Raw genomic sequence first — 17,849 nt, forward strand, 5'->3', positions numbered from 1 at the left:
ACATAATTTTACATAGGCCCAGGACCTCCTGGTGCTGCCTCACCTGCTGGCACACTCTCTACATCTTGTGATTTTATTATTTTTTTATTGTCTTTTTTAGGTTTTTTCGGATCGGCAATTTTTATTTTCTGACCATCTTTTAAGGTTTCATCGACAACAGAAATTATGCTTTCTCCCATATTTAAACCTGAAATTATTTCATAGTTGCTTTCATCACTGACTCCTACTTTTACTTCTCTTTTTGTAATTTTTTTATCTTTTCCAACCGTAAATACAAAATATTTTTCATTTTCGTTTATTACTGCACTATATGGAATTTTTACAACATTTTTTCTTTCTTCATAAAAAATTGTGGCGTTTATCGTAGTTCCAGGTCTTAAATTTTTTGTATCATTCATTTTTATAGTGACGGTTGTGTTACTTTCATCCAAATTTTCACTTTTTTTCGCCACTCCAGCAATTTGCGATACATATCCTTCCACTTTTTCCCCCTTAGGTAGTGCATCTGATGTAATTTCCACTCTTTGTCCTACTTCTATGTCTTTTACTTGTGTATCTGAAAGGCTTACCTCTACTTTCATATTTTTAGAATCCGACACCTTGAACAAAGTCGATTCCGTATTTACTTTATAGTTTTCATCAGCTGTCATTTCTGTGATAACCCCGTCTACTGGACTTGTTATCTCATTTTTTATAAGCGTCATATCTTCCTGCAATGTCGCCAATTCCAATCTTGCAGTCTTTAGTGCAGTTCTTGCATCTTCTATATTAGTTCTTTCTTCACTATCAACGGTATCAGATTCTAGTCTAGAAGTTCTTAATGCTTTTCTTGCGTCATCCACATTAACCCTCGTTTCCCCTCCAACTTTATAAAGCTCTTCAGCATTATGCAAATCTCGTGACTTTTGCTGAATTTCTAAATTTTTAGTTTCTTTTTTTCTTCTAAGTGAACTTTGAGCACTAGCCAAATTTCGCTCATATTTTTGAATTTCCAAATTTTTCATCTGTATTTTTCTTAAAGTTTCATTTTTATCTGCTGGATAAAATGTAACAACTACATCTCCCTTTTTTACATTATCACCAGTTTTAAAAAATACATCTTTTACCCTTTGGCTAGAACTCGTATAAACCGACACTACATTATCCGACACAACTTGTCCTGTCTTTGAAACTGAAAGTGAAATATCTCCCATCCCAACTCTTGTCACTTCATATTCTGCCCCTTCATCTTTTTTTCCACAACTAATTAAACAAAATAATAAAATACTAAAAATTGAAAATATTTTTGCAATATTTTTTTTATCCTTTTTATCTTTTAAAATATAATTTTTCTCCATAAAATCACCTTTTTTTCTTTATTTTTTCTATTTTTACACTACTCCCTATTTAAAAGTAAATTTGTTATGAATTCTTTTTCATAAAGTATCTAGAATCCCCGTTACAAAATAACTGAAATATAATTTCTAGCTTTCTTATAAAATTTAAGAACATTACTTATAATATTTTATTTTTTTAGTAAATGCCGCCAATTCATTTTTAGCCGTTTCATAATCAATTATAGCCTTTTTATAATTATTTCGTTTTTCTACATAATTTGAATAAGTATCAACTCCCAATTCATATCTTTTCGCATAAATTTCATACTCTTTTTTCTTAATATTCATCGTATTTTCTGCAGTTAATTCATTTGTCTGATAAGTTGTATAAGTTATCATCTGCTGCCCAACATTTGATACTAATTCATTTTTCTTCTGTTCATATTGTAATTCTAGTTTTTCTTTTTCATTTTTCAAATCTTCAATCGTATCGTTATATCTTTTAAAAGTTTTAGAAACAGAAAGTCCCGCAACAATCGAATGATCCTTTAATGAATAACCCAAATCTCCTGTTAATTTTGGATATTTATAATCAATATTCTCTTTTTTAATTTGCTCTTCATTAAGTTTCGTATTTAATTCTATTGCTTCTGCTTCCGATAATCTAAGCTCATAAAAGTCTTCTTTTTTCAATTCCTCCCTCTTCAAATCATCCAATTTTTCTTTTTCAGGCAATTTAATATTGTAAATCATAAACTGCTCTCCCAAAATCTTCAATTCTCTCCCAAGATTATCATACTTCAACTGCGAATTTTCATACTCTGTTTTTGCCAATTCATAATCATATTGAGATGCCGTTCCAACCTCATATTTCTTAGTTTGAATCGCATAATCTTTTTTTGTATCATCCACCGTAAGTGCTTCCTGCTCAATCTCCTTCTGTTTATTTTTATAATTTTTATACAAATCAATCAAATCACGAATCTCTCCATTTTTAGTAGTTTCATTTGTAATTTTTTGAATATCACGAGAAATTTGATTTGTTTTTTTATTATAACTATTATCACTATATCCAAAATAATCATTCAAAGTTTTAGAAATTCCAATTTTATTTTCTGTAAGTTCCTTAGTCCTAAAATTATAACTATTTTTATAATAAAAATTCCCATACTTCACATTATTATCCATCGTCAATCCATTAGCCTGACCATGCAAAGAATAATTCTCATCTGAATTTACACTGATTTCATTCCAATCACCATTTTTTAAGGCTTTTTCTTTAATATCATACTTTTTCATATTTTTCTCATTTATTTTTGTAGTATACGAATTTTTTTCATACTCTGTAATTAAATCATCTACACTGACTGCAAAACTCCTCAGTCCTAAAATAAATGAAACAAATAAGACTTGAAACTTTCTATTTATTTTTACCATTTACTCTCCTTCCTTTTCAGTTACTTATCTTTTCTCAAATTTAAGTTAAAAGATTATAACATTTTTGTCTTATTTTATCATTTATTTTTGACAAAATTATGTCTTTTTTTTACTAAAAAATAATCACCATTTTTACAATAGTGATCATTTAGCCAAAAACTATTTTTCAAAATAAATCTTATTCTCATCTTCCCAAATTTCTACGCTGCATTTAGCCCCAAGCGGAACCGTAACTAGATCAGGTTTCTCATGTCCGCTTTCAAGCCCATAAATTACAGGTTTTTCATAATCCTTAAAAAAATCTTTAAAAAGATCCATCAGCTCATAATTTTCCCCATAAGTATTCTCACATCCTGCAAAATTTCCAAATAAAACTCCATTACAATCATCAAATTTCCCAGCATATTTCAAATGAGTCATCATTCTATCAATCCTGCTTATTTCCTCCTCAATTTCCTCAATAAAAAGTATTTTCCCCTTTGCATCAATTTCATAATCAGTTCCTAAAGTTGTAACAATTATTGATAAATTCCCTCCAACTATTTCACCGCTTATTTTTTTATTTTCAAAATCTTTCTTATTCAAAAGTAAAATTTTCTTTTCCAATCCACTTTCTTCATCTATCGGATTTTCAAATTTCCATTTTTCTCCTTTTTTCTTATCCAATGCTTCCAAAAAAGATTTTTTCGTAAAATTACTGAAATCATCAAACATATTCGATTTTACCATTGGTCCATGAAAAGTTCCCAAATTACACTTCTGATTAAAAACAATATTCAAATTAGTAACATCGCTATATCCTACAAAAACCTTCGGATTATTTTTTATCAATTCATAATCCAGCTTATCCAAAAGCTGTGAAGCACTAAACCCGCCTTTCACGCAAAAAATCCCCTTAATCTCATCATCAGAAAAAGCTCTATGCAAATCCTTTACTCTAATTTCAGGTGTTCCCGCCATATATCCACCAATATCTTCAAAAAGGCTCTCCCCCAGCACAGGCTCAAATCCCAACTTTTTTACAACTTCCTTACATTTCTCAATATCTTCCCCTAGAATAGGCGAAGAAGTACAGACTAAAAATACTTTATCTCCTTGTTTTAATGGTCCTGGAAAATTCATCTTCACACTCCTTTTTTTACTTTTACAATTTCCTAAAATTATATTTCAATTTTAAAGACAACTTTTGTAATAATTTTCTTTTTATTTTCACATTCTTCTTCATTTTCAGAATCCAGAATATCAAGTTCAGGTTTATGCACATCATTTGGAAAAAATACAAGTACATCTCCATTTTCAATAACAATATCAAACAATTTATTTCCTTCTAAAATAACCAAATCTCTTTCAGGATCAAAACTTTTTTCCTTCATATTATGAATATCGTTAAATGCAACCCTTTCACTTCCATCAATCATAATTTGCACATCCAAATATCTCTTATGGCTTTCCCAAAATTTATCATTTTCCTTCTTCGTAAAATATTTCCCTACATTCATCTTAATTCCGTTATAACCAACATCATAGCTTCCATTTTCCAATGACAAGATCTTCTCCCTATTTTTTTCAGCATAATCAATACAAAATTGAATATCCTTTGTCAGGCTGCTGTTTTGCAATTTGTCATTTATATTTGTAAAAATCATTTTATTTTCTCCTTTTCTTCATTTTTTTTAGTCATTAGATATTTTCAATAACCTAAGATTTTTTATCTTTACAAGGGTTCAAGACCCCTTGCTTTAAGATATTTATTTTATTAAATTCTAAATTTTTATGATTATCGAACAAGTATTTGTAAAAATTTAAAAATTCCAATAAATATAGAACTATTTTCCTGTAAAACATAAAATTACAATAAATTATTTAGAAAGATTTTTAATTCTATCCAAATTTGAAGTTGAAATCCTGTATATTTTCAATCCACAGCTTTTTAGCTTGTAATATGCTGAATGAGAGTTGTAAGATGTATCAAAAATTACGATATCTGAATTTTTTAATTTATCTGAGTTTCTAAAAACAGCTGTAGCATGAATAAATTCTATCTTAAATCCTTTTTCCTTCGCATATTTTTCAGCTTTTTCAATAACTTTTTGACTCCATCTCCCACCAACTACTTTTACATTCTGATTCGTCAAGTCTATCGTCTTTTCTTCTGACAACTCTTTTATATTCACATTTTCAACTACTTCAATATTCTCATCCTGTTCCATATTTTCAATTTCTTTTTCAAGACTTTTTATCCGAATATTCAATTTTTCAATTTCTTTTTTCTGTTTTTCAATAGTCTTTTCAGCCTCTTTATTCCTGTTTTTTCTCAAATCTTCCTTCAACTTTTTATTTTCTTCTTCAAGTTTATCACAAAGAGAATTTAAAAATTTATTTTCTTGCTCAATTCCCTCAATATCAGTAATTATTTCTTCCAAATCTCTTTCCTTTTCACTAAACTTATACGAATTTATATTAAAAAACTCAAATCCTCTCTTAAAATTTTTTCTCATCAAAAAATATTCCTTCATTTTTTCATCAAAAAAACTGATAAATTCTGCTGAAACATTAAATTTTCTGCCTTCTTCATCAAATTCCAAACCATATTTTTGTGATAATTTTTCCAAATTTCTCTTCTTAACATTTTTATATTTTGCACTTATACTCTCTTGAAATTCCTTCTCAAAATCCTCATTTTCCAGTTCTTCCACAGCTTCTTTCAAAAATGTCTCTTTCCCCAATATTTCCTGCTTATTCTCTTCCAATTTCTCAATATATTTAAAATATTCTTCCTTAAAAAAATCCAAAAATTCAACCAGTTTATTCGTACTTAAAACATACATTATCATTTGCTCTGGATTCAATCCTCTTCCGTTTACCCTTAAAATTTTATCCCTCTGAAATTCCCTCAAATAGTCTTCTTTCGCAAAATTCAAACATTTCTTTTCAACATAAGAATTATTTGTTTCTATAACTTTTCTCAAAAAATCTTTGTTTGACTCATCAATTTTCTCAATAATATCAATTTCTCTCTCAAAAAAAATCAAATTCTCATTAAACGGTTTACCAAATTTCTTTTCCAACAGCTCATTATTAAAATTATCGACTAACAAATCAAAAAAAATATTCTCATTTATAGATTTCAATTTTTCTATCAGCAACGAAATTTTTTCATTATTTCTTGTCATTTTTATCCCTTTCTCCAGTCATTTTTAATTATAGCAAAACTGATTTAAAATTGAACTCAAAAGCTGTAGCTATGTTTACTAAAACCCTAATTATATGATTCTTAATAGCTAATTTGAACAGATTCAAACATATTTGCAAAAGTCGATAAAATTCAAAAGATATGTTTCAATAGAGAGTGTACATAATTTTGTGTAAACTAATAGATGAATTCAGTAAATTCAATACTTTGCTGTTCTATTTACACAAAAAATTTTACATACTCGTTCAATTTTTTTTATCTTTAAGGAGTCTAGATTCCTTACTTCAGAATATTTATCTTATTAAATTTTAAGTTTATGTAATTATTGAACACATCTAATTTAATCCAGTATTTTTAAAATTACAGCTGTTTTATCATTTTTATTTTTTCTAAAATCTCTTTTTCCAAAATAATTTTATCAATTTTGCCTTTCAAATTTTCATCATAAAAATCCTCAACCGTAACAATTTTACTATTTTTATTCAAATTTTTCTCCCAAAATCTTTTAAAATATGGTCGCAAAAACTTATTTATTTCAAGCACAGCTTTTATTTTTCCCTTATTTTTCCAAATATTTTCCAAATGTTCTAAAACAAGCAATTTTGTTCCATCAAAAGTTTGAATCGTATTTATTTTTCCAAATTTTAAAAACTCCCTTGTTTGTGAAATAAGCCAAGGATTTCCAATTATTCCACGTGAAAGTATTATGCCATCAAGATTGCATGAAGATATTTTTTGCTTTATTTCAATAGGCTCAAATAAGTCCCCATTTCCAAAAAATTCTGTATTTCTTGGCATCTTGCTTAATCTTTCAACAATTTCCCAATTTGCAGTTCCAGAATACATCTGTTCTTGAGTCCGCCCATGAACACAGATAAAATCAAGATCATATTTATTTGCCAGTTCCAGAAAAATCTCAGGATTTTGAAAATCCTTATATCCAACACGAATTTTTAAAGAAATATCAGCCTCGATGCCCTTAGTTTCCAAAAGCACCTTATCAACCACTTCAAAATTCTCTAAAAGTGCCGATCCTGCCCCATTTTTTATAATCTTAGGCTGCGGACACCCCATATTTATATTAATTTTTCTAAATCCAAAATCCTTCAATTTCAAAATTCCAGAAACCAGCTCATTTTTATCCCCACCAAAAATTTGAGTCCCTGTTTTTTCCTTATCATCACATTTCAAAAGCTCATTTACAGTAATTTCATCTTCACGATTCAATAAATTAGCATTTACCATTTCAGTAAACAAAAAATCAGGCTCAAACTTTTCAAGTATTTTCCTAAAAGAATAATCAGTAACGCCCGCCATCGGAGCAACATATATTTTCATAAATTCTCCCAGATCCTATTCTTCTCTAACTTTATTCTTCTTTAGCCATCTGTAAAAGCATGTAAAATCCAATTAATTTTTCATTTTCCAATTTTGCCAAAAATTCCTAATTTTTTTAATAGATATTTTCAATAACCTAAATCTTTTAACTATACAAGGAGTTAAAATCCCTTATTTCAGGATATTTATTTTATTAAATTCTAAGTCTAAGCAGTTTTAGTATAAACTCTTATTTCTATTAATTTTTGCTTTTACAATTATTTATCCGCTTTTATTATATATTCAATTTCCTCAAAAATCAAATTAATTTTTTAAATTTTATCTTTAAAGCATTTTTGGATTTTATAATATTGATTATTGACTTTCAAAAAAGTTATAGTATACTTATAACGAAATAAAAAAAATTCAATATAATTCAAAGTTTTCTAAATTTATTATAAAAGGAGAAAATTATGAGAATAAAAAAACTAATTATTAAACTAGGTGTTATTTTACTATTATTTGGAAGTGTCGCCTGTAAAAATAAAAATACTGAATTGGAAAAGAAAATTGCAAATTTAGAAAAGCAAAATGCTGAATTGGCTAAAAGGCAGCAAGAGCAGCAAAACTTGGCAAGTATCAAGACAAATGAAATAAAAAAAGAAAAAAAGGCAGCAAGAGCAGCAAAACTTGGCAAGTATCAAGACAAATGAAATAAAAAAAGAAAAAAAGGCAGAAATACCTTCAAAACCTAAAAAAATTTCAAATTATGAAGGAAAATTAGAAAACAGAATTTCAAACTACGAAGCCAAAAGAGATAAAATAAGCGATGAAAACGGATGGAGTGTTGAAGAAACTCAAGCAAATGAAGCTCTTAACGAAAAATTAGATGATGAGCTTACTAAAGTTTACAATTTAATTATGGAAAGATTGCCAGAAGGAAAAAAGGTAAACTTTAGAAACGAACAAAGACAATGGCTAAAAACAAGAAAAAGAAAAGTAGAAAATTCAAACAATGATGAAGATGGAAATTCTATGATGGGTGGAAGAGCAGCTGGAAATGTGGAAATAATGACTTATCAAGAATTTACAAAAGACAGATTATTTGAATTTGCAAGAATATATGATAATATGGATTAATAATCTTTTTCAGAAGGGAAAAGCAACAAAATGAAAAATAAAATTTTTATGTTAGGAATATTAGTATTAATATCAATAAATACAAATGCTGGATGGGCAAAATATAATAATAAAATTGCAGATGAAATAAAAGGAATCAGTTCTCAAAATATTTATGACAGTAACAATAATTATGCTAATATTTACTATAGCAGTTATGATGATGAAAATGATGACTATTATTACTATGATGAAGATGACAACGATGATGATGGAGATTATTATTACTATTATGAATATGATGAGGAAGACTAGAACGATTTAGTTTTATTTTGAATAGAAAAATTTATAAAGCGGCATGGAAATGTTCGCTTTTTTTGTCACTTTAAATTTTAATCATTTATAAAATATATTAATAATATATATATATATATTGTATATGACTTTGTAAAAAAATTATGATATAATAAAAGATAAAGAAATATAATAGATTACTAAGAAAGGGTGATAAATATTGGAATTAGAAAAATTTATAAAAGACAATAGTGACAAATTGGTACAAATACATTGGAATGATATACTTAATGACTATGCTAAAAATATTGTTTTATCACAAATTGTCCTTAATAATTTGAGTAAGGAAGAATTTTTTAAAGAAGAATCTAATTTTTTTGAATCAATTAATCGGAGAATAAATGATTATATTGAAAATATAAAAAATCCAAATTATCAAATAGCAATTGTCGGAGCAATAAAAGCAGGAAAATCAACTTTAATAAATGCTCTTATTGGGCACGAACTTGCTAGCACAAACGTAACTCCAGAAACCGCAACATTAACAAAATTTAAATATTCTGAAAAAAATTGCTTAAAAATAAAATTTTATACTAAAAATGACTGGGACAAAATTTGGTACGATGCTACTGAAAAAAAAGCTACGACATTTATCGAAGGATATAAGCAGTTAAATGCTGATGAAGTTAAAAACCTATTACTTAATAAAAAAGATGTATATCAAGAATTTGATAGTATCGAAGAAATGAAAAAAGAAATCTCACGTTGGACTTCTTCAAGATCTAAAGAACATTATTTTGTTAAAGAACTTGAAATTGGTATAGACGATTTAAAGTTGCCAACTCAAATATGTCTGGTAGATACCCCTGGATTAAATGATGTCATAGATTACCGTTCAAAAATAACAAGAGATTATATCAGTAATGCGAATGCCGTAATTGTATGTGTAAACGCAAAAACATTACGAAATGAAGAATTTTTAACAATTACAAAAGTATTTTCAAAAGCAAGATACAAAAAAGATAAAGTTTATATTTTAGGAACTCAGATTGATATAATGAACTCTGCTGAAGATTGGCAAGAACAAAGAGCATTGTGGCTCGATATTCTAAAAAAGGAAGAATGCTACGGAAATGCATCAACAGCAATTAATCATTTGTTGGGTATAAGTTCTTTTGCTTATTCAGAAGCATCAAGATTAAATAGTATTTTTAATCGTGAAACTGTTTTAAAATTGACACATGAAAAATTAATAAATTTTGATGAAGCAGGAAAAATTATTGATTTGATATCAGAAAATAAATATACAGAAGAAATGCTGGCAGAATTGAAAAAAAGAATTATCAACTTTTCACAAATTGAAAAAGTTAATAAAATTATACAAAAGGAATTACTTCAAGATTTTAATAACTCAATGATTACAGATTTTGTTGAACAATATAAAATTTTAGTAGAAGAAATAAATAATTTTAGAAATAATTACAAAAATATTTTAACTGAGAAAAAAGACGATTTAGAAAGAACTTCTGAAGAACTGAATAAAAAAGTGGAAGAAGAAAGACGTAAAATTGAAGAACTTGAAAAAATAAATGCCAGCCTTGAACAAAAAATAAAAGAAACAACAGACAGCTTCAATTTAGATTTTGGAAAACTTGAAAATAATTTTAAAGAATTAGAAAAAGGTATCAAAAAAATTAAAATAGATAAATAAGGAGGAGAAATTATGGGATTTTGGTCTGCAATTGGAGGAGTTCTTAAAGCAATTGGAAGTGTGATATTTACTCCAGCAAGGGTAATTACCTGGGTAGCCGAAAAAATTTTCAGTTTAGGTGATACCCCTAGTTACAATTCAAGCACAGCAACTGTTGATGAAACTAAAAAAGTTAATGAACTTTTAGAAAAATGTATAAAGGGATATAGTAGAGAAGCCGAAGAATACGATAAATTAGCTCAAAACATTATAAAAGATAATTTTCGTACAATAGAAGGAAAACTTTCTGAAATTAACAATGCATCTGATACACCGATAATTGATAATTTTGTCTTCGAGAGCTTTAAAAATAATGCTAAAAATATAAATAAAGGCCTAGATAAGATATACTCAAAACAAATATCCAATACTTTTTCATTAAACAATAATAAATTGCTAGATATTCTTAAACTTGATAAAGGAAATAAAAAAAATGATAAATTGAGAGATTTAGCAGTAAATACTGTTACAAAGGCAAATAATACATTATTATGTGAATTATCTGACTTTACAAAAGAACAGCAAAATTTTATTTCTGAAAAACTTTCAGAATATATGACAAATAGAAAAAATACTTTGATTACTTCTAAAAATGAAACAGAAAAAATATTAGCAAGTTTGAAAAAAGATGATAATGAAAGAATGCAATTAAAAAATTATTATAAAAATTTATTGGATGAAATAAATTTACTAGGAAAAATTTTAAATTTAGGTGGTAAATAAATGAAAAACAGAAAAGAATTAATTGGAAATTTTTTATTTTTTCCAAAAAATGAAGGTAAAAAAATAACCCAAAAATTAAATGATATTTTGAAAAATCAAAAAGAAATAAAAGATGATATAACTGAAATAAAACAAATATTAAAAGAATATTCTAAGTTAGAAAAATCATATAATTCAGATATAAAAAAAATTTATAAAATTATAAATCAACTACTTTTAAAAGATTTATTAAAAAAACACAAAGACTTACTAGATGATATAAAAAATGACAACTATTAATTTTACCCGAACAGCCTAATTTTTTATTTTTTCCCTTTAACGAATCTAAAATTTATAATATAAAGCCACTTTTTTTATTGTTCTCTTTAATTATTTAGAAAGTTTTTGGAATCTCTTTAAATTTTATCTTTATAGTCTAGATTAGTTGATATATTGAAATAAATACTTTAAATTTTTAAAACACAACATTTTCAAAGCCAAAAAAAATTAAAATAATATAAAAATATTGTATAATCCAACTAAAAGTTAAAAAGAGTAAATTTTAAGGAGGAGTCAAAATGAAAAAAGTATTGGCAATTACTATGTTATCAGCATTGGCATTGGTTTCTTGTACAACTGCTGCTGATGGAACTAAGAAAATTAGTAAAACTGGAATTGGTGCTGGAATTGGTGCGGCTGCAGGAGCGGCTATTGGGCAAGTTATTGGGAAAGATACAAAAGGTACATTGATTGGTACAGCTGGAGGAGCTGCAGTTGGTGCGGCCATTGGAAACATTTTTGATAGACAGGAAAAAGAGTTAAAAGATAAATTACAAGGAACTGGTGTAGATGTAAAAAGAACTGGTGAAGGTGAAATTAAATTAACAGCACCTGAAAACATTACTTTTGATACAAACAGCTATGTGGTTAAACCACAATTTAGAAAGACATTGGATTCGGTAGCAACTGTATTAAATACTTATCCTGATTCAACAATTGTAGTTTCAGGACATACAGATACGACAGGAACTGATGCAATCAACAATCCACTTTCTGTAAATCGTGCAAGTTCAGTAGCATCTTACCTTGAATCACAAGGAATTTCAACTTCAAGAATAACTTCACGTGGTTACGGAAGCAAACAGCCAATTGCAAGCAATGCAACAGAAGCAGGAAGAGCTCAAAACAGAAGAGTTGAAATTGCTATAATTGCAAATCAAAAATAATTGAAAATTTTTTAGGAGTTTTTTCAAATTGAGTTTTGAATTAGCTCCTTTTTTTCTGCTTCTAATTATATTTTTACTTAATTTATTTTCTTTAAATAATGAATTTATGCTATTTTCCATTTAAATAGAAAACTAGTTGCATAATTCCTTATTAGCAAATAATGAAATATGGCTTCTATTTTTAAACAGGGTTTAGTATAAAATAAATTTCTATTTAGGAGGTTTTTATGAGAAAAAACATATTATCAAAATTTATAATATTAACGGGGCTTTTATTTAGTTTTGCTTTAAATGCTGGAAATAAGGAAAATTTTAATAATTTTGAAAAGTTTTCAGCCAGAATGTCAAATAATCCAGATTATATCAGTTATGCGATAATTTCAGGAAACGGAAATAAATATCCTGTTCAGCTGAATGTTGGAAATTATCTGGCTTTTATGCCTTCAAGATATGCGGCAATCAATGTTTATGAATTTTTATCCGATACTTTGAAAAAAGATTTTAAAATTATAAAAATAAATAAAAAGGGAAAAACAACGAATGAATCAAAAATTATAAAATATTCGCCAAATGATTTTTTTTCTAATTATACAGAAAATACAGATTCTGAAAAATCTGAAATGAAATCAATGGGAATGGTATTTGCAGGCGTAAAAAATGTCGGTGCAGGCGAATATAAAATAACTGCTTACGGAAACAAAGGAATTTCTGGCGGGATTGACAGTAAAGGATTAAATTGGCTGAATTTAGCATTTATTCCGACAAATTCAGCATTTTATATAAAAATAAATAATGATAGAAATCTTGTATGGAGTCCAAATCGTGATTATAACAGTATTCAGTATACTTTTTCAATAGAAAATGAAAAAATTGAAGTTGCAGATAAAAAAGGAAAACATTATATGTCAATTTATCAAAAAGATAATTCCTTGTTTGTTGAAATGGCAAAATATAATGTTGAATTCAAAATAAATCAGGCTCAAAATCAGCTGGAATATTGGATAAATCATAAATTAAAGTATGTAGAAAAGTATCAAGTTATTTAATAGAATTTACCAAATAAATTTTATAAATTTTGAATTACATACTATTTTTTATTTGAAATTCTAGTAAAAAAAAGTAGAAAATTGAAAAAAAATATGGTATAAATACAACGTGATAGAATTTTTAAAACTAAAATAAAATAAAAATAAAGAGAGGATTGATTTGATGAATGCGATTAATTATCAGCAGATGATATTTGGATTCTTAGGTGGATTAGGAATGTTTCTGTTCTGTATGAAATATATGGGAGATGGGCTGCAAATGGCAGCTGGAGATAGGCTTAGATATATTTTGGACAAATATACAACTTCACCGTTTTTAGGAGTTTTAGTCGGAATACTTGTGACAGCATTAATTCAGTCGAGTTCAGGTACATCAGTTATTACGATTGGACTGGTCGGAGCGGGACTTTTAAATTTACGGCAAGCTATTGGAATTATTATGGGTGCCAATATTGGTACGACAATTACAACGTTTATTATTGGATTCAACATTACCGAATATGCATTGCCAATATTATTTTTAGGAGCGGCATGCCTGTTTTTTGTAAAAAACAATTTTATAAATAATTTAGGAAGAATTTTATTTGGTTTTGGAGGAATATTCTTTGCATTGACTTTGATGTCTAAAGCAATGGAACCGCTTAAACATTTGCCAGCATTTACAGAATTGACAGTAAGGCTTAGTCATAGCCCAGTTTTGGGAGTATTCATCGGAACAATGATTACAATGCTTGTTCAAGCTTCAAGTGCTACAATCAGTATTTTACAAAATGTCTATCAAGAACATCTTATAACATTAAAAGCTGCATTGCCTGTACTTTACGGAGATAATATAGGAACAACAATAACAGCTATACTTGCAGCAATTGGTGCCAATACTTCAGCAAAAAGGCTTGCATTGTCGCACACAATGTTTAATGTCATGGGAACAATATTCTTTATGATTATGTTATCGCCATTTTCAATTTTTGTAGAAAAAATGTCACAAATTCTTCATTTGAATCCAAAAGTTACAATTGCATTCGCACACGGTTCGTTTAATATCATAACAACAATTTTACTATTTCCATTTATTGGTCTTCTAGAATATATTGTCGTAAGATTGATTAAAGAAAAAGATGAAGATGTTGTAGAACATCAGCCACGATTTTTGGATGCAGCGCTAATTCATACACCAGCGATTGCATTGGGACAAGTAAAACAGGAAATGTTATCAATGATTTCAATTGCAGTAAAAAATCTTAGCAGATCAATTGATTTTTTCCATGAACATAATGAAAAAGTTGCTGAAAAGGTGGAAAAAACAGAAGAGGCAATAAATAATATTGATCAGGAAATTACAAAATATTTGACAACATTATCACAGGAACATATAACTGAAAAAGATGGGGAAGAAATCAGCATGTATCTAGATATGTGCCGTGATGTGGAACGTATTGGAGATCATGCGATTGGAATTGTAAGAGATGTCAGATATGAAATTAAGAAAAAATTGGTATTTACTGAAACAGCTCATAAAGAAGTGCAAAAATTATTTTTAATTTCAAAAGAAATAATAGAAACAGCTGAAGAAGCACTTAAAAATGATGACACAGAAAAAGCCTTTGCAGTAGTTGATTTACATAATAAACTTTATGCAAAAGAAAAAGAAGTAAGAAAAGCCCATATAAAACGTGTGAGCAAGCAGGAATGCGATGTAAAATCTGGACTTTACTATATAGATGTTGTGTCACATTTTACGAGAATCGGAGATCATGCTAGAAATTTAGTTGAAAAAATGATTGAAAATAAAACTGTTAAATAATAAATTTTAAAAGATAAAAAAACATGAAAATAGGCTAAGACTGCCTATTTTTTTTGGAAAAATATTAAACTTTCAAATGTTCTTATGTTATATTGAACAGGTCTAATAAAATAGTTTGATAGAAAAAGTTTCTTATTTTGAAAATAAAGAAAAGACAGTGTTGAAAAAAACTAATAAATATAGTAAAATAAATAGTAAAAGATAAAAATTTTGATTTAGATAAAAACATATAAATTTTTTTTGATTTTTTACATTTCAACAAAAATAAGTAAGAGAATTATTCTAAAAATTTGGGAGGAATGAATTATGGAAAACAATACTTTTGTAATTGTGGGTACACAATGGGGAGATGAAGGAAAAGGAAAGATAATTGATGTCTTATCTCCAAAAGCAGACTATGTGGTTAGATTCCAAGGAGGAAATAATGCAGGACATACAGTTGTTGTAAATGATGAAAAATTTATTTTACATTTATTGCCATCTGGGATTATTAATTCAGCTGGAAAATGTATAATTGGTGCTGGAGTTGTAGTTGATATTGAAGTTTTGCTGCAAGAAATAGATGAATTAGAAAAAAGAGGGAAAAAATTGGATAATTTATTTATTGATGAAAGAGCTCATGTGATTATGCCTTATCATATTGAGATTGACAAGGCGAAGGAAGAAGCGATGGGTGAAAATAAGATTGGTACTACTCAAAGAGGGATTGGACCTTGCTACATTGATAAAATTGCTAGAAATGGAATTAGAATTGGAGATTTATTGGAGCCAGAAAGATTTAGAGATAAACTTACTTGGAATGTAAATGAAAAAAATGATATGTTAGTTAGATACGGTAAAGGAACTTTCAATTTGGAAGAACTTTATGATAAATTTATGAAACTTGCTGAAAAGATTAAATTTAGAATTATTGATGCAGTTGTGGAAATTAATGAAGGGATTGAAGAAGGAAAAGTTGTACTTTTTGAAGGGGCACAAGCGTTAATGCTTGATATTGATTATGGAACTTATCCTTATGTAACTTCATCATCGCCAACATCTGGTGGAGTAACAGTAGGAACTGGGGTTGCACCGACAAAAATTTCAAGAGTGCTTGGAGTTATGAAAGCCTACACAACAAGAGTCGGAGAAGGACCTTTCCCTACAGAATTGGAAAATGAAGATGGAGAAACTTTGAGAAAAGTTGGACATGAATTTGGTGCGACAACTGGGCGTCCTAGAAGATGTGGATGGCTTGATTTAGTAATCGGAAAATATGCGGTTCTAATTGATGGATTGACAGATATTGTATTGACAAAATTAGATGTATTGACTGGATTTGAAAAAATAAAAGTTGCAGTTGGTTATGAAATTGATGGAAAAGTTTGTTATTCATATCCTGGAAACTTGAGAAAATCTAAAGACTTGAAAGTAATTTACGAAGAATTGGACGGATGGAAAGAAGATATTACTCAAATAAAAAATTACGAAGATTTGCCTGAAAATTGTAAAAAATATATTGAATATATTGAAAATAAATTGAAATGCCGTGTTTCAATGATTTCAGTTGGACCTGAAAGAACTCAGAATATTTATAGATATGATTTGGGAGAGTTTGTGAAGTAATTTTTGAAAGTTGGAGGAAATTATGAGCAAAAATTTGATATTGTTTCTTTTGATAAGTTTTTGTAGTTTTTCTGGTGGTATAAATGAAAAAAGTATTGAAGAAAGTTTAAATGATCTTTGTGATAGAATATCTCATTGTCGTTCTGATGAAGAAGCAAAAAAATCTAGTATCCTAAGAATATTGAGTAATTCTTTGTATGAATTTGATTATAAAGATAAAAATGGGAATTATAAATTTTATATTCCTGAAGATACAGAAATTGTAAAAGGAAAAAATAAAAATGTATTTTTAATAATATATAAAAATCATTTGGCATATAGTACAGAAAACATTATAGTGGCAGAATTAACAAAAGGAAAAACATCGAAGTTTACGTTTAATACTGAAAAATTTGAAGATCATATGAACTATCGTTTAGGAAATGAAATAAATTCAAAAGATAAGGTTTTAGAATTTAGAAAAAGACTTTTGGATAGAAATAAGAATTTTATAAAAGAAAATCAAGATATTGAATTTGAGAAAAAATTTGAATAGTGAAATGGAGAAGATAAAATGAAAATAAGAAAAATAATGTTGCTGACAATGATTGGATTATTTTCTGTATTTGGATTTTCTTGTAGTAAAACAGGAAATGAAAAACAAAGTTTAACAATGTCAAAAGAAGTAAAAAATGGAAAAAAAGCAGAATATAAAAAGATAACTTCAGATGAAGCAAAAAAGATGATAGAAACTCAAAAAGTTATAGTTGTAGATGTTAGAACTTTGGAAGAATATACAGAAGGGCATATTCCAAATGCAATTTCTGTTCCGCTGGAAACTATTGAAAATAAAGCAGAAGCAAAATTAAAAAATAAAGACGATTTAATTTTAGTTTATTGCAGAAGCGGAAGACGAAGCAGGGAAGCAGCATTAAAATTGATTGAAAAAGGTTATACAAACGTGATTGATTTTGGTGGAATAAAAGATTGGAATGGGGAAGTTGTGAAATAACAAATGTAGTATTTAAAGATGTAAAAGAAAAAATACTGTATTTTGAATA

At 27.7% G+C, this 17,849-nt stretch carries 18 protein-coding genes; 12 read left to right on the forward strand and 6 right to left on the reverse strand.

The genetic code is table 11. From position 1 onward, the window contains the following. Positions 1 to 8: 8 nt before the first annotated feature. The 6 genes from FVE74_RS07460 to FVE74_RS07485 form a co-directional block, all read right to left on the reverse strand. The gene (locus FVE74_RS07460) at positions 9 to 1,337 is read right to left on the reverse strand and encodes an efflux RND transporter periplasmic adaptor subunit (protein ID WP_147003967.1); all 1,329 of its coding nucleotides are present in this window, start codon (positions 1,335 to 1,337) and stop codon (positions 9 to 11) included. 153 nt (positions 1,338 to 1,490) lie between these two features. Further along, positions 1,491 to 2,753: a TolC family protein gene (locus FVE74_RS07465; protein WP_147003968.1), complete on the reverse strand. Its 1,263-nt coding sequence runs from the start codon at positions 2,751 to 2,753 to the stop codon at positions 1,491 to 1,493. A 159-nt stretch (positions 2,754 to 2,912) separates the two neighbouring features. After that, a complete protein-coding gene (locus tag FVE74_RS07470; protein ID WP_147003969.1) occupies positions 2,913 to 3,875 on the reverse strand; it encodes a S66 peptidase family protein in 963 nt (320 codons plus the stop codon). A gap of 38 nt (positions 3,876 to 3,913) precedes the next feature. Continuing rightward, the gene (locus tag FVE74_RS07475) at positions 3,914 to 4,399 is read right to left on the reverse strand and encodes a YhcH/YjgK/YiaL family protein (RefSeq protein ID WP_147003970.1); all 486 of its coding nucleotides are present in this window, start codon (positions 4,397 to 4,399) and stop codon (positions 3,914 to 3,916) included. 213 nt (positions 4,400 to 4,612) lie between these two features. Beyond that, positions 4,613 to 5,926 carry a hypothetical protein gene (locus FVE74_RS07480; RefSeq protein WP_147003971.1) on the reverse strand — a complete coding sequence of 438 codons (1,314 nt, stop codon included), beginning with the start codon at positions 5,924 to 5,926 and terminating at the stop codon, positions 4,613 to 4,615. Positions 5,927 to 6,306: 380 nt separating this feature from the next. Beyond that, positions 6,307 to 7,284, reverse strand: a complete 978-nt coding sequence (locus FVE74_RS07485) for a tRNA dihydrouridine synthase (RefSeq protein WP_147003972.1) — start codon at positions 7,282 to 7,284, stop codon at positions 6,307 to 6,309. A gap of 452 nt (positions 7,285 to 7,736) precedes the next feature. Between FVE74_RS07485 and FVE74_RS11955 the strand changes: the two genes are divergently transcribed. The 12 genes from FVE74_RS11955 to FVE74_RS07540 all read left to right on the forward strand — a co-directional run bounded on the left by FVE74_RS11955 (position 7,737) and on the right by FVE74_RS07540 (position 17,800). Continuing rightward, positions 7,737 to 7,976: a hypothetical protein gene (locus tag FVE74_RS11955; protein WP_232053907.1), complete on the forward strand. Its 240-nt coding sequence runs from the start codon at positions 7,737 to 7,739 to the stop codon at positions 7,974 to 7,976. Beyond that, the gene (locus tag FVE74_RS07490) at positions 7,954 to 8,403 is read left to right on the forward strand and encodes a lysozyme inhibitor LprI family protein (protein ID WP_232053908.1); all 450 of its coding nucleotides are present in this window, start codon (positions 7,954 to 7,956) and stop codon (positions 8,401 to 8,403) included. Before FVE74_RS11955 ends, FVE74_RS07490 begins: the two co-directional genes overlap by 23 nt. Positions 8,404 to 8,433: 30 nt before the next feature. After that, complete coding sequence (locus tag FVE74_RS07495) at positions 8,434 to 8,697, forward strand: hypothetical protein (RefSeq protein ID WP_147003973.1); 264 nt, start codon at positions 8,434 to 8,436, stop codon at positions 8,695 to 8,697. 199 nt (positions 8,698 to 8,896) lie between these two features. Next, entirely contained in the window at positions 8,897 to 10,387 is a 1,491-nt protein-coding gene (locus FVE74_RS07500) for a dynamin family protein (RefSeq protein ID WP_172617462.1), read from the forward strand. Between the two features lie 12 nt (positions 10,388 to 10,399). Next, a complete protein-coding gene (locus tag FVE74_RS07505; protein ID WP_147003975.1) occupies positions 10,400 to 11,149 on the forward strand; it encodes a hypothetical protein in 750 nt (249 codons plus the stop codon). After that, positions 11,150 to 11,428: a hypothetical protein gene (locus FVE74_RS07510; RefSeq protein ID WP_147003976.1), complete on the forward strand. Its 279-nt coding sequence runs from the start codon at positions 11,150 to 11,152 to the stop codon at positions 11,426 to 11,428. A gap of 278 nt (positions 11,429 to 11,706) precedes the next feature. Then, positions 11,707 to 12,354, forward strand: a complete 648-nt coding sequence (locus tag FVE74_RS07515) for an OmpA family protein (protein WP_147003977.1) — start codon at positions 11,707 to 11,709, stop codon at positions 12,352 to 12,354. 227 nt (positions 12,355 to 12,581) lie between these two features. Next, positions 12,582 to 13,400, forward strand: a complete 819-nt coding sequence (locus FVE74_RS07520; RefSeq protein ID WP_147003978.1) for an oligoendopeptidase — start codon at positions 12,582 to 12,584, stop codon at positions 13,398 to 13,400. 163 nt (positions 13,401 to 13,563) lie between these two features. After that, positions 13,564 to 15,204 (forward strand): Na/Pi cotransporter family protein, encoded by a 1,641-nt coding sequence (locus FVE74_RS07525; protein WP_147003979.1) that lies wholly within the window; start codon positions 13,564 to 13,566, stop codon positions 15,202 to 15,204. Between the two features lie 306 nt (positions 15,205 to 15,510). After that, positions 15,511 to 16,809 carry an adenylosuccinate synthase gene (locus FVE74_RS07530; RefSeq protein WP_147003980.1) on the forward strand — a complete coding sequence of 433 codons (1,299 nt, stop codon included), beginning with the start codon at positions 15,511 to 15,513 and terminating at the stop codon, positions 16,807 to 16,809. Positions 16,810 to 16,831: 22 nt separating this feature from the next. Beyond that, entirely contained in the window at positions 16,832 to 17,344 is a 513-nt protein-coding gene (locus tag FVE74_RS07535; RefSeq protein ID WP_147003981.1) for a hypothetical protein, read from the forward strand. Positions 17,345 to 17,362: 18 nt separating this feature from the next. Next, positions 17,363 to 17,800 carry a rhodanese-like domain-containing protein gene (locus FVE74_RS07540; protein ID WP_147003982.1) on the forward strand — a complete coding sequence of 146 codons (438 nt, stop codon included), beginning with the start codon at positions 17,363 to 17,365 and terminating at the stop codon, positions 17,798 to 17,800. Positions 17,801 to 17,849 lie beyond the last annotated feature (49 nt).

This window comes from Leptotrichia wadei, from assembly GCF_007990445.1.
GTDB classification, from domain to species: Bacteria; Fusobacteriota; Fusobacteriia; order Fusobacteriales; family Leptotrichiaceae; genus Leptotrichia; species Leptotrichia wadei_A.